Source organism: Streptomyces cellostaticus (genome assembly GCF_001513965.1).
In the GTDB taxonomy this organism is placed as follows: domain Bacteria; phylum Actinomycetota; class Actinomycetes; order Streptomycetales; family Streptomycetaceae; genus Streptomyces; species Streptomyces cellostaticus.
The window spans coordinates 246,853-259,945 of record NZ_KQ948019.1; the positions used below are offsets into that span (position 1 = coordinate 246,853).

General features: G+C 70.0%; 12 protein-coding genes. All 12 read left to right on the forward strand.

The genetic code is table 11. The features are described 5' to 3' along the window. The first annotated feature begins 96 nt into the window (after positions 1–96). The 12 genes from AQI88_RS12670 (at position 97) to AQI88_RS12725 (ending at position 13,083) form a co-directional block, all read left to right on the forward strand. Positions 97–639, forward strand: a complete 543-nt coding sequence (locus tag AQI88_RS12670; protein ID WP_066996759.1) for a LemA family protein — start codon at positions 97–99, stop codon at positions 637–639. Positions 640–754: 115 nt separating this feature from the next. Beyond that, positions 755–1,660, forward strand: coding sequence for a pyridoxal 5'-phosphate synthase lyase subunit PdxS (pdxS, locus tag AQI88_RS12675; RefSeq protein ID WP_066996762.1), 906 nt, complete (start codon positions 755–757; stop codon positions 1,658–1,660). A 13-nt stretch (positions 1,661–1,673) separates the two neighbouring features. Then, entirely contained in the window at positions 1,674–2,276 is a 603-nt protein-coding gene (pdxT, locus tag AQI88_RS12680; protein ID WP_066996766.1) for a pyridoxal 5'-phosphate synthase glutaminase subunit PdxT, read from the forward strand. Between the two features lie 52 nt (positions 2,277–2,328). Beyond that, positions 2,329–3,078, forward strand: a complete 750-nt coding sequence (locus AQI88_RS12685; protein WP_066996769.1) for a YebC/PmpR family DNA-binding transcriptional regulator — start codon at positions 2,329–2,331, stop codon at positions 3,076–3,078. A 181-nt stretch (positions 3,079–3,259) separates the two neighbouring features. After that, on the forward strand, positions 3,260–3,799 hold the full coding sequence (gene ruvC / locus AQI88_RS12690) for a crossover junction endodeoxyribonuclease RuvC (protein WP_066996772.1): 540 nt from the start codon (positions 3,260–3,262) through the stop codon (positions 3,797–3,799). Further along, positions 3,796–4,404, forward strand: coding sequence for a Holliday junction branch migration protein RuvA (ruvA, locus tag AQI88_RS12695; RefSeq protein WP_066996774.1), 609 nt, complete (start codon positions 3,796–3,798; stop codon positions 4,402–4,404). The genes ruvC and ruvA overlap by 4 nt, the downstream gene beginning before the upstream one ends. Positions 4,405–4,431: 27 nt before the next feature. Next, positions 4,432–5,526, forward strand: a complete 1,095-nt coding sequence (ruvB, locus tag AQI88_RS12700) for a Holliday junction branch migration DNA helicase RuvB (protein WP_066996777.1) — start codon at positions 4,432–4,434, stop codon at positions 5,524–5,526. Positions 5,527–5,702: 176 nt separating this feature from the next. Then, positions 5,703–6,203 carry a preprotein translocase subunit YajC gene (yajC, locus tag AQI88_RS12705; RefSeq protein WP_066996780.1) on the forward strand — a complete coding sequence of 167 codons (501 nt, stop codon included), beginning with the start codon at positions 5,703–5,705 and terminating at the stop codon, positions 6,201–6,203. A gap of 141 nt (positions 6,204–6,344) precedes the next feature. Further along, the gene (secD, locus tag AQI88_RS12710) at positions 6,345–8,117 is read left to right on the forward strand and encodes a protein translocase subunit SecD (RefSeq protein WP_208615769.1); all 1,773 of its coding nucleotides are present in this window, start codon (positions 6,345–6,347) and stop codon (positions 8,115–8,117) included. A gap of 3 nt (positions 8,118–8,120) precedes the next feature. Further along, entirely contained in the window at positions 8,121–9,227 is a 1,107-nt protein-coding gene (gene secF, locus AQI88_RS12715) for a protein translocase subunit SecF (protein ID WP_066996784.1), read from the forward strand. After that, a complete protein-coding gene (locus AQI88_RS12720) occupies positions 9,224–9,763 on the forward strand; it encodes an adenine phosphoribosyltransferase (protein WP_066996787.1) in 540 nt (179 codons plus the stop codon). Before secF ends, AQI88_RS12720 begins: the two co-directional genes overlap by 4 nt. Before the next feature lie 770 nt (positions 9,764–10,533). Further along, positions 10,534–13,083 (forward strand): RelA/SpoT family protein, encoded by a 2,550-nt coding sequence (locus AQI88_RS12725; RefSeq protein ID WP_066996790.1) that lies wholly within the window; start codon positions 10,534–10,536, stop codon positions 13,081–13,083. Positions 13,084–13,093: the final 10 nt, after the last annotated feature.

Consider the following 13,093-nt stretch of genomic DNA (forward strand, 5'->3'; position numbering starts at 1 on the left):
CGGGTCTGGGGCGCGGTTTGGGCTGGCGCGGCACTGACCCGCACCGCGGACCCCGCGGCTTCGGGCCCGGATGCTGCGCCCCGATAGCCTTCGCCCGTGACCGCAACCCTCATCTGGATCCTTGTCGCGCTCGTCGCCATCGGCCTGTACCTGAGCTGGACGGCCGGACGGCTGGACCGGCTGCATGTGCGGATGGACGCGGCGCGGGCCGCACTCGACGCACAGCTGCTGCGGCGGGCCTCCGTGACACAGGAACTGGCGACCTCGGGCGTGCTGGATCCGGCCGCCTCGATCGTGCTCTACGAGGCCGCGCACGCCGCCCGGCAGGCCGAGGAGGAGCAGCGGGAGGTGGCGGAGAGCGAGCTGAGCCAGGCCCTGCGGGCGGTCTTCGAGGCCCCACAGCAGGTCGAGGCCGTCCGGGAGGCCCCGGGCGGCGAGGAGGCGGCCCGTGAGCTGGCCGAGGCGGTCCGCCGGGTGCCGATGGCCCGCCGCTTCCACAACGACGCCGTAGGAGCCGCCCGCAGGCTCCGGGAGCACCGCAAGGTGCGCTGGTTCCGGCTGGCCGGCCATGCCCCGTTCCCACTGGCCTTCGAGATGGACGACGAGCCGCCCGCGGCCCTGGTGGAGCGGGCCTCCTGAACCTTCGGCGGGCCAAAAGGATCCACCGGCTCGCCATTGGCCCTTGCTGTGGCCTGGTCCGCTCCCGTTTCCTCTGGGGAGCAGAAAACCCTCTTTCCCTTCAGTGAGGTCACCCGTGTCCACCATTGAGAACCAGGCTCCCGAGACCGGCACCGCCCGCGTGAAGCGCGGTATGGCCGAGCAGCTCAAGGGCGGCGTGATCATGGACGTCGTCACGCCGGAGCAGGCGAAGATCGCCGAGGACGCGGGCGCCGTCGCGGTCATGGCCCTGGAGCGGGTCCCGGCCGACATCCGCAAGGACGGCGGCGTGGCCCGCATGTCCGACCCGGACATGATCGAGGGCATCATCAACGCCGTCTCCATCCCGGTCATGGCGAAGTCGCGCATCGGCCACTTCGTCGAGGCCCAGGTCCTGCAGTCCCTCGGCGTGGACTACATCGACGAGTCCGAGGTCCTCACCCCGGCCGACGAGGTCAACCACTCCGACAAGTGGGCCTTCACCACCCCCTTCGTCTGCGGTGCCACCAACCTGGGCGAGGCCCTGCGCCGCATCGCCGAGGGCGCGGCCATGATCCGCTCCAAGGGCGAGGCCGGCACCGGCAACGTCGTCGAGGCCGTCCGTCACCTGCGCCAGATCAAGAACGAGATCGCCCGCCTGCGCGGCTACGACAACAACGAGCTGTACGCCGCCGCCAAGGAGCTGCGCGCCCCGTACGAGCTGGTGAAGGAAGTCGCCGAGCTGGGCAAGCTCCCGGTGGTCCTCTTCTCCGCCGGTGGCGTCGCCACCCCGGCCGACGCGGCCCTGATGCGCCAGCTCGGCGCCGAGGGCGTCTTCGTGGGCTCCGGCATCTTCAAGTCCGGCGACCCGGCCAAGCGCGCCGCCGCCATCGTGAAGGCCACCACCTTCTACGACGACCCGAAGATCATCGCCGATGCGTCCCGCAACCTCGGCGAGGCCATGGTCGGCATCAACTGCGACACCCTCCCCGAGGCCGAGCGCTACGCGAACCGCGGCTGGTAAGGCACCGGAACACATGAACACCCCGGTCATAGGCGTCCTGGCCCTCCAGGGCGACGTACGGGAGCACCTCATCGCCCTGGCCGCGGCCGACGCCGTGGCCAGGCCGGTGCGGCGCCCCGAGGAACTCGCCGAGGTCGACGGCCTCGTCCTGCCCGGCGGCGAGTCCACCACCATCTCCAAGCTGGCCGTCCTCTTCGGAGTGATGGAACCCCTCCGCGCGCGCGTGCGGGCGGGCATGCCCGTCTACGGCACCTGCGCCGGCATGATCATGCTCGCCGACAAGATCCTCGACCCGCGCTCGGGCCAGGAGACCATCGGCGGCATCGACATGATCGTGCGCCGCAACGCCTTCGGACGGCAGAACGAGTCCTTCGAGGCGGCGGTCGACGTCAAGGGAGTCGCGGGCGATCCTGTAGAGGGCGTCTTCATCCGCGCCCCGTGGGTCGAGTCCGTCGGCGCCGAGACCGAGGTGCTCGCCGAGCACGACGGTCACATCGTCGCGGTCCGCCAGGGCAACGCGCTCGCCACGTCGTTCCACCCGGAACTGACCGGCGACCACCGTGTGCACTCCCTGTTCGTCGACATGGTGCACGCGAACCGGGCGACGGAGTCCTAGTAGGATCTCTGGCGTTCGTTATAGAGATGGGTTACGCGAAGGAGACAGGCAGATGTCCGGCCACTCTAAATGGGCCACGACGAAGCACAAGAAGGCCGTGATCGACGCCAAGCGCGGCAAGCTCTTCGCGAAGCTGATCAAGAACATCGAGGTCGCTGCGCGTATGGGCGGTGTCGACCTCGAAGGAAACCCGACGCTCTACGACGCCGTACAGAAGGCGAAGAAGCAGTCGGTTCCGAACAAGAACATCGATTCCGCGATCAAGCGCGGCGGTGGTCTCGAAGCCGGTGGCGCCGACTACGAGACGATCATGTACGAGGGTTACGGTCCGAACGGCGTCGCGGTGCTCATCGAGTGCCTCACCGACAACCGCAACCGCGCCGCCTCCGACGTCCGCGTCGCCATGACCCGCAACGGCGGCAACATGGCCGACCCGGGCTCCGTGTCCTACATGTTCAGCCGCAAGGGCGTCATCATCGTCCCCAAGGGCGAGCTGACCGAGGACGACGTCCTCGGTGCCGTGCTGGACGCGGGTGCCGAGGAGGTCAACGACCTCGGCGAGTCCTTCGAGGTGATCAGCGAGGCCACCGACCTGGTCGCGGTCCGCACCGCCCTCCAGGAAGCCGGCATCGACTACGACTCCGCCGACTCCAGCTTCGTGCCGTCCGTCCAGGTCGAGCTGGACGAGGAGGGCGCCAAGAAGATCTTCAAGCTGATCGACGCGCTCGAGGACAGCGACGACGTGCAGAACGTCTTCGCCAACTTCGACGTGGCCGACGAGATCATGGCGTCCATCGACTGACGACCCACGTGGCGCCCGACCGCATGGCCGGGCGAGGATCGCAATGACGTGAGCGACGAAGTCAGGGCGAATGTGGGCGCGTGGCGTCCGACGGGCCGACGGGACACACCCGTCGGCCCGTCGCTTTGTCAGTGGCACCCGATAGCCTGCACAAACAGGTGGTCGAAGGGAGGGGGCGCGCGTGCGCGTACTGGGGGTGGACCCCGGACTGACGCGGTGTGGTGTCGGCGTCGTCGAGGGGGTCGCGGGCCGGCCGCTCACCATGCTCGGCGTCGGTGTCGTACGGACACCCGTGGACGCCGACCTGAGCCTGCGCCTGCTCGCCGCCGAGGAGGGCATCGAGGAGTGGCTGGACGAGCACCGGCCCGAGATCGTCGCCGTGGAACGCGTCTTCAGCCAGCACAACGTGCGCACGGTGATGGGCACCGCCCAGGTCAGCGCCGTCGCGATGCTGTGCGCCGCCCGGCGCGGCATCCCGGTCGCCCTGCACACCCCCAGCGAGGTCAAGGCCGCCGTCACCGGCAACGGCCGCGCGGACAAGGCCCAGGTCGGCGCCATGGTCACCCGGCTGCTCCGGCTCGCCGCGCCGCCCAAGCCCGCCGACGCCGCCGACGCCCTCGCGCTCGCCATCTGCCACATCTGGCGCGCACCCGCCCAGAACCGGCTCCAGCAGGCCGTCGCCCTGCACACCGTCAACGCAACGAAAGGCCGTACGGCATGATCGCCTTCGTCAGCGGCCCGGTCGCCGCCCTCGCCCCCGACGCAGCCGTCGTCGAGGTCGGCGGCGTCGGCATGGCCGTCCAGTGCACGCCGAACACACTGTCGACGCTTCGCGTCGGCCAGTCCGCCAAGCTGCACACCTCCCTGGTCGTACGCGAGGACTCGCTGACCCTGTACGGCTTCGCCGACGACGACGAGCGCCAGGTCTTCGTGCTGCTGCAGACCGCGAGCGGCGTCGGCCCGCGCCTGGCCCAGGCGATGCTCGCCGTACACACCCCGGACGCGCTGCGCCGTGCCGTCGCCACCGGTGACGAGAAGGCCCTCACCGCCGTCCCCGGCATCGGCAAGAAGGGCGCGCAGAAGCTGCTGCTGGAGCTGAAGGACCGGCTCGGCGCCCCCACCGGCGCCGCCCCCGCGGTCGGCGCCCCGGTGACCCAGGGCTGGCGCGACCAGCTGCACGCGGCCCTCATCGGCCTCGGCTACGCCACCCGCGAGGCCGACGAGGCCGTCGCAGCGGTCGTCCCGCAGGCCGAGGCCGCGGGCGGCACGCCCCAGGTGGGCCAGCTGCTGAAGGCCGCCCTGCAGACCCTGAACCGAGCCCGCTGACCTGCGCCGCCCGCTAGGAGATCTTGAGTGAACTGGGACGAGACGGACGACACCTCCACCGAGGAGCGGCTCGTCGGCCCCGCCGCGGAGCGGCTGGTGGGCTCTGTCGCCGACGGGGAGGACCAGGCCGTCGAAGCCGCCCTGCGCCCCAAGGACCTCGGCGAGTTCATCGGCCAGGAGAAGGTCCGCGAACAGCTCGACCTCGTCCTGCGTGCCGCACGCGCGCGGGGCGCGACCGCCGACCACGTGCTGCTCTCCGGCGCGCCCGGCCTCGGCAAGACCACCCTGTCGATGATCATCGCCGCCGAGATGGGCGCCCCCATCCGCATCACCTCCGGCCCCGCCATCCAGCACGCCGGCGACCTCGCCGCGATCCTCTCCTCCCTCCAGGAGGGAGAGGTCCTCTTCCTGGACGAGATCCACCGCATGTCCCGGCCCGCCGAGGAGATGCTGTACATGGCCATGGAGGACTTCCGCGTCGACGTGATCGTCGGCAAGGGCCCCGGCGCCACCGCCATCCCCCTGGAGCTGCCCCCGTTCACCCTGGTCGGCGCCACCACGCGCGCGGGCCTGCTGCCGCCCCCGCTGCGCGACCGCTTCGGCTTCACCGGACACATGGAGTTCTACGAGCCCGCCGAGCTGGAGCGGGTCGTGCACCGCTCGGCGAGCCTCCTCGACGTGGAGATCGAGCCGGACGGCGCCGCCGAGATCGCCGGCCGCTCCCGCGGTACGCCCCGGATCGCCAACCGGCTGCTGCGCCGCGTGCGTGACTACGCGCAGGTCAAGGCGGACGGTTTCATCACCCGCGAGATCGCCGCGGCCGCCCTCGCGGTCTACGAGGTCGACGCGCGCGGCCTCGACCGCCTCGACCGGGCCGTGCTGGAGGCGCTGCTGAAGCTGTTCGGCGGCGGCCCGGTCGGGCTGTCCACGCTCGCTGTCGCGGTGGGGGAGGAGCGGGAGACCGTCGAGGAGGTGGCCGAGCCGTTCCTGGTACGGGAGGGCCTGCTCGCCCGCACCCCACGCGGCCGGGTCGGCACTCCCGCGGCATGGGCGCATCTCGGTCTGACCCCGCCTCGCACGTCAGCCGGGGGAAACGGACAACAGGACCTGTTCGGGGCGTGATGACTTCGTGACGGCGAGGGCATTGGCCGGGGCAGGAACCCAGGTGCCATGCTGAGCGTTGTTCCATGCACGCGGACTCGCTTAGACTCCGCCGATGCCGCTCTTGCGGGCGGCGCCGACCAACCCCCATCCAACAGGCCGCTCACCGCGCGGTCGCGCGAAGGAAATTCCGTCCCGTGAATGCCTTTACCCTTCTCCCCTTCATCGTGCTCATCGCGGCCATGTTCCTGATGACGCGCTCGGCCAAGAAGAAGCAGCAGCAGGCTGCCAACATGCGGAACGAGATGCAGCCCGGCTCCGGTGTCCGCACGATCGGGGGGATGTACGCGACGGTCAAGGAGGTCAACGAGGACACGGTCCTCCTGGACGCCGGACCGGGCGTCGACCTTCTCTTCGCCAAGAACGCGATCGGCGCCGTCCTCACCGACGAGGAGTACAACCGCATCGTCCACGGCATCGAGCACGACCTGAAGTCCGATGCCGACATCGTCCCGGACGACGCCTCCTCCCTCACCGAGACCGACGAGCCCGCCGCCGCTGCCGCCGCCTCCGACGACAAGGCCGTCGATCTTGGTAAGAAGGACGCCGACGAGGACAAGGCCGACGCGGCCGAGGCCGCCGAGGCCAAGGCGGACGAAGAGCCGAAGAAGACCGACGGCGACTCCGACGCGAAGTAGTCACGTCCCGGGGTGCGTGGCGCGACCTGATCGCGCCCCGCGCACCCCGGGCGCGTCTGTTTCCCGCACGCGAGCCCGACACCATGTCATGGCCGACCGCGCCGACCGGGCGCGGGGCGGCCCGAGAGGGAGTACGAGAAGGTGGCAGCACCTAAGAAGGGCCGGAGCGCGAGTGCCCAGAGCAAGCCAGGGCGCTCGCTGGCCCTCATCCTGATCGCCATCGTGGCGCTCGCCGGGGGAATGTTTGCCTCCGGAAACACCACTCCGCGTCTCGGTATCGACCTCGCCGGTGGTACGAGCATCACGCTCAAGGCGAAGGCCGACCAGGGGTCCGCGATCAACAAGGCCAACATGGACACCGCGGTCGACATCATGAACCGCCGTGTCAACGGCCTGGGTGTCTCCGAGGCGGAGGTGCAGACCCAGGGGAGCGACCACATCATCGTGAACATCCCCAAGGGCACCAACTCCAAGGAAGCCCAGCAGCAGGTCGGCACCACCGCCAAGCTGTACTTCCGCCCGGTCCTCGCCAGCGAGCCCAGCGTCGCCGCGTCGCCGGGCACCTCGCCGAGCGCCTCTCCCAGCGGCAGCAGCTCGCCGAGCCCGTCGAGCAGCGCCTCCTCCAAGCAGAAGGCTTCCTCGCCCTCCTCCGCGTCTCCGACGGCCACCGCCACCTCGCAGGGCCGCGCGGTCACCGACGCCTTGAAGGCCGACGCCACGCCGTCGTCCTCCGCCTCCCCGAGCGCCAAGTCCTCCCCGAGCCCGTCCGCGTCGCCCTCCGGCGGCAGCGCCCAGGCCAACAAGCTTCAGGCGCAGTACGCCGCCCTGAACTGCACCAAGCCTGCCGAGCGCGCCAAGGCCGGCACGAGCGCCAAGCCGGGCGAGGCCACCGTGGCCTGCGGTGAGATCAACAAGGTCTGGTACAAGTACGTGCTCGGCCCGGCCGCCGTGGACGGCACCGAGGTGAAGAAGGCCCAGGCGGTCTTCGACACCCAGGGCGCCTCCGGCTGGCAGGTCCAGATGACCTTCACCTCCAGCGGGTCGAAGAAGTTCGGGGACATCACCGGCCAGCTGGCCAAGAACCAGCAGCCGCAGAACGAGTTCGGCATCGTCCTGGACGGCCAGGTCGTCTCCAGCCCGTTCGTGCAGAACGCCATCACCGGTGGCCAGGCGGAGATCTCCGGCCGCTTCACGCAGCAGGAGGCGCAGAGCCTCGCCAACATGCTGTCCTACGGTGCGCTGCCGCTGTCGTTCAAGGAAGAGACCGTCACCACGGTGACCGCCGCGCTCGGCGGTGAGCAGCTGCACGCCGGTCTGATCGCCGGCGCGATCGGCCTCGCCCTGGTAGTGATCTACCTGATCGCCTACTACCGCGGTCTGTCGCTGGTGGCCATGGCCTCCCTGCTGGTCTCCGCGATCCTCACCTACGTGATCATGTCGCTGCTCGGCCCGGCCATCCACTTCGCGCTGAACCTGCCGGCCGTCTGCGGTGCCATCGTCGCCATCGGTATCACCGCGGACTCGTTCATCGTGTACTTCGAACGCATCCGGGACGAGATCCGCGAGGGCCGCTCGCTGCGTCCGGCCGTCGAGCGGGCCTGGCCGCGCGCCCGGCGCACGATCCTGGTCTCCGACTTCGTGTCGTTCCTCGCCGCCGCCGTGCTGTTCGTCGTGACCGTCGGCAAGGTGCAGGGCTTCGCGTTCACGCTCGGCCTGACCACCGTGCTCGACGTGGTCGTCGTCTTCTTCTTCACCAAGCCGCTGATGACGCTGCTCGCCCGCCGCAAGTTCTTCGCGGACGGTCACAAGTGGTCCGGACTCGACCCGAAGAGTCTGGGTGCCAAGCCGCCGCTGCGCCGTACCCGCCGTCCCGCCGGTCCTGCCGCCGGCCCTGTCGACCCGAAGGAAGCGTGAGCGATGTCGAAACTCGGCAACCTCGGCGCCCGACTGCACCGCGGCGAAATCAGCTACGACTTCGTCGGCAAGCGCAAGATTTGGTACGGCATCTCCATCCTGATCACCATCACGGCCATCCTCGGCCTGTCGGTGCGCGGCCTGAACATGGGCATCGAGTTCCAGGGCGGAGCGGTCTTCACCACGCCGACGAGCATGAGCACGTCGGTGGCGAAGGCGGAGGAGTACGCGAAGGAGGCCTCCGGCCACGAGGCGGTGGTGCAGAAGCTCGGCAACGGAAGCCTGCGCATCCAGATCGCCGGCATCGACACCGGCAAGTCCGACGAGATCAAGCAGACGCTGGCCAAGGACCTGAACCTCAACCCGGAGAAGCTCGCCGCCGACCTGGTCGGCCCGAGCTGGGGTGAGCAGATCGCCAACAAGGCCTGGGAGGGCCTGGTGATCTTCATGGTGCTCGTGGTGATCTACCTGGCGATCGCCTTCGAGTGGCGCATGGCCGTCGCGGCCCTCGTCGCGCTGATCCACGACATCACCATCACGACGGGTATCTACGCCCTCGTCGGCTTCGAGGTCACGCCCGGTACGGTCATCGGTCTGCTGACGATCCTCGGTTACTCGCTCTACGACACGGTCGTCGTCTTCGACAGCCTCAAGGAGCAGACGAAGGACATCACCAAGCAGACCCGCTGGACGTACAGCGACATCGCCAACCGGTCGATCAACGGCACGCTGGTCCGCTCCATCAACACCACCGTGGTCGCCCTGCTGCCGGTGGCGGGCCTGCTGTTCATCGGCGGCGGCTTCCTCGGCGCAGGCACGCTGAACGACATCTCGCTGTCGCTGTTCGTCGGCCTCGCGGCCGGTGCGTACTCCTCGATCTTCATCGCCACGCCGCTCGTCGCCGACCTCAAGGAGCGCGAGCCGGCGATGAAGGCGCTCACGAAGCGGGTCCTGGCCAAGCGCGCGCAGGCCGTCGAGGAGGACTTCGTGGACGGGCAGTCCGTCGAGGGTGACGAGCCGGACGACGCCGCTCCCGCCGTGGTGGGGCCGCGCAACCAGCCCGCGTCCCGCAGCCGGGGCCGTGGCCGAGCCTCCGGGAAGCGCCGATGACCGACATCAAGGAACTGCTGCTCAGCCGCATCCGTGATGTGGCCGACTACCCGGAGCCGGGCGTGATGTTCAAGGACATCACGCCGCTCCTGGCGGACCCGGCAGCCTTCACGGCCCTCACCGACGCGCTGGCCGAGATCGCCGCCAACACGGGTGCGACCAAGATCGTCGGCCTGGAGGCCCGGGGCTTCATCCTCGGCGCGCCGGTCGCGGTCCGGGCGGGCCTCGGCTTCATCCCCGTACGCAAGGCGGGCAAGCTCCCCGGGGCGACCCTGCGCCAGGCGTACGACCTGGAGTACGGCTCGGCGGAGATCGAGGTGCACGCGGAGGATCTGTCCTCCGGGGACCGTGTGCTGATCGTGGACGACGTTCTCGCCACGGGTGGCACCGCCGAGGCCGCGATCCAGCTCATCCACCGGGCCGGTGCCGAGGTCTCGGGCCTCGCGGTTCTCATGGAGCTGGGCTTCCTGGGCGGCCGAGCCCGCCTGGAGCCGGCCCTGAACGGGGCACCGCTGGAGGCGCTGCTCCAGATCTGAGTGCGTAGCGGCCGTCGGCGAAGTACCGAGCAACCTCGGCTTCGCCTTCGGCCGCTTTGTGTTTCCCACCCGCACCACCCGTGCGGCTTTCGTCGCCCACTACCGGTGGCCCCCGTGGGGCACCTCCGCCGTCGGCGTCAGCCCGCAGAAGGGGCGTTTCCTCGGCGTTCGTGCCTGGTTGCTGGGCGCCTCGGCTGTGGGTGTGGGTCCGCGTTGAGGGGCGTTTCCTCGGCGTTCGTGCCTGGTTGCTGGGCGCCTCGGCCGTCGGCGTCAGCCCGTCGAGGGGCGTTTCCTCGGCGTCCGTGCCCGGCCGCAGGGCACCTCGGCCATCGGCGTCAGCCCGTCGAGGGGCGTTTCCTCGGCCTTCGCGCCCCGCCGCAGGGCACCCCCGCCGTCGGCGTCAGTCCCCGCCGAGGGCCGCTTCCTCGGCATCCGCGCCCCCTGCATGGCGCTTCCTCGGCGTCCGCGCCCCTGCAGGGCACCTCCCCGGCGTCAGGGGTCCCCCGTCCGAGGCTCCTCGGGCCCGCCCATTGCGCCCGATCCCCCCGGCAGCGCCCCGTGCCCAACCTCCGCTCACCCCCCCCGCCCGACACCTCGCAGTCACCCCCGGAACACCCCGGCGACGTCCCCCGGAATCCCCCGGTACCCCCTCGTGTTTCAGGGGTAGACGGTCCTCACATCTGCCTGAAGGCGATGACTAGGCGCAGGATCGATACCATGGGGTCTCCGGAGCCTGACCGGGGGACCCGGATCGCGCACGAGGAGTCCTCTTGCCAGACGAGGCCCAGCCACTGACCGCCGCCAAGCCCGAGCCCGCCTCGGCGCCCGCGGCCAAGCCCGCGCCGAACGCGCCCCACGCGAAGAACGACGCCCGCGGGACGGTCGAGCACGCCCAGTCCGCGCCCGTCGAGAAGGCTGCCGAGGCCGCGCGTCCCAAACCGTCCCCCACGCTCGACTCCGCTCGAGCGGCGGGACCCCCGTCGCCCGTGCGCCCCGCCGCCGGCCAGCCCGCCCGCAGCGGCTCCTCCAACCGCGTCCGCGCCCGCCTGGCCCGCCTCGGCGTCCAGCGCGCGAACCCGTACAACCCCGTTCTGGAGCCGCTGCTGCGGATAGTGCGCAGCAACGATCCGAAGATCGAGAACTCGACGCTGAGGCAGATCGAGCGCGCGTACCAGGTCGCCGAGCGCTGGCACCGGGGCCAGAAGCGCAAGAGCGGCGATCCGTACATCACGCATCCCCTCGCCGTCACCACCATCCTCGCCGAGCTGGGCATGGATCCGGCCACCCTCATGGCGGGGCTGCTGCACGACACCGTCGAGGACACCGAGTACGGCCTGGACGATCTGCGCCGCGACTTCGGAGACGTCGTCGCCCTGCTCGTGGACGGCGTCACCAAGCTGGACAAGGTCAAGTTCGGCGAGGCCGCGCAGGCCGAGACCGTGCGCAAGATGGTCGTGGCGATGGCGAAGGACCCGCGCGTCCTCGTCATCAAGCTCGCCGACCGCCTGCACAACATGCGCACCATGCGCTACCTCAAGCGCGAGAAGCAGGAAAAGAAGGCGCGGGAGACGCTCGAGATCTACGCCCCGCTGGCCCACCGGCTGGGCATGAACACCATCAAGTGGGAGCTGGAGGACCTCGCGTTCGCGATCCTCTACCCCAAGATGTACGACGAGATCGTGCGGCTGGTGGCCGAGCGGGCGCCCAAGCGGGACGAGTACCTCGCCATAGTGACCGACGAGGTCCAGGCCGACCTCCGCGCCGCTCGGATCAAGGCGACCGTCACCGGGCGCCCGAAGCACTACTACAGCGTCTACCAGAAGATGATCGTCCGCGGTCGCGATTTCGCGGAGATCTACGACCTGGTGGGCATTCGTGTACTTGTCGACACCGTCAGGGACTGCTACGCGGCCCTCGGCACCGTGCACGCGCGATGGAACCCGGTTCCCGGCCGGTTCAAGGACTACATCGCGATGCCCAAGTTCAACATGTACCAGTCGCTGCACACGACGGTCATCGGCCCCAACGGCAAGCCCGTCGAACTGCAGATCCGCACCTTCGACATGCACCGTCGCGCGGAGTACGGCATCGCCGCGCACTGGAAGTACAAGCAGGAGGCCGTCGCCGGCGCCTCCAAGGTGCGTACGGACGTGCCCAAGGCGGGCAAGGGCAAGGACGACCACCTCAACGACATGGCGTGGTTGCGCCAGCTGCTGGACTGGCAGAAGGAGACCGAGGATCCCGGCGAGTTCCTGGAGTCCCTGCGCTTCGACCTGTCCCGCAACGAGGTCTTCGTCTTCACGCCCAAGGGCGACGTCATCGCGCTCCCGGCCGGCGCCACGCCCGTCGACTTCGCGTACGCCGTCCACACCGAGGTCGGCCACCGCACCATAGGAGCGCGGGTCAACGGCAGGCTCGTACCGCTCGAATCCACCCTGGACAACGGCGACCTGGTGGAGGTCTTCACCTCCAAGGCGCCCGGCGCCGGTCCCTCGCGCGACTGGCTCGGGTTCGTCAAGTCGCCGCGGGCCCGCAACAAGATCCGGGCCTGGTTCTCCAAGGAGCGCCGCGACGAGGCGATCGAGCAGGGCAAGGACGCCATCGTCCGCGCCATGCGCAAGCAGAACCTGCCGATCCAGCGCATCCTCACCGGCGACTCCCTCGTCACGCTCGCGCACGAGATGCGCTACCCGGACATCTCCGCGCTCTACGCGGCGATCGGCGAGGGGCATGTCTCCGCGCAGCACGTCGTACAGAAGCTCGTTTCCGCGCTCGGCGGCGAGGAGGCCGCCACCGAGGAGATCGACGAGGCCGTCCCGCCGACGCGCACCCGCGGCCGCAAGCGCCGCTCCAGCGCCGACCCCGGTGTCGTGGTCAAGGGCGTCGACGACGTGTGGGTCAAGCTGGCCCGCTGCTGTACGCCCGTGCCCGGCGACCCGATCATCGGCTTCGTCACGCGCGGTAGCGGTGTATCGGTTCACCGCAACGACTGTGTCAACGTGGAGTCACTGTCCCGCGAGCCGGAGCGCATTCTCGACGTCGAGTGGGCGCCCACCCAGTCCTCGGTCTTCCTGGTCGCCATCCAGGTCGAGGCCCTGGACCGCTCCCGCCTGCTGTCGGACGTCACCCGCGTCCTGTCCGACCAGCACGTCAACATCCTCTCCGCGGCCGTCCAGACCTCCCGCGACCGCGTAGCCACCTCCCGCTTCACCTTCGAGATGGGCGACCCGAAGCACCTCGGCCACGTCCTGAAGGCCGTACGAGGCGTGGAGGGCGTGTACGACGTCTACCGTGTGACCTCGGCGCGCAGCCGGTCGTAGGCACGCCGGT

Coding starts and splice junctions, on each gene's coding strand:
- pdxT (WP_066996766.1), top strand. CDS start 1,674: ATGAACACCCCGGTCATAGGCGTCCTGGCCCTCCAGGGCGACGTACGG.
- AQI88_RS12685 (WP_066996769.1), top strand. CDS start 2,329: ATGTCCGGCCACTCTAAATGGGCCACGACGAAGCACAAGAAGGCCGTG.
- ruvA (WP_066996774.1), top strand. CDS start 3,796: ATGATCGCCTTCGTCAGCGGCCCGGTCGCCGCCCTCGCCCCCGACGCA.
- secF (WP_066996784.1), top strand. CDS start 8,121: ATGTCGAAACTCGGCAACCTCGGCGCCCGACTGCACCGCGGCGAAATC.
- AQI88_RS12720 (WP_066996787.1), top strand. CDS start 9,224: ATGACCGACATCAAGGAACTGCTGCTCAGCCGCATCCGTGATGTGGCC.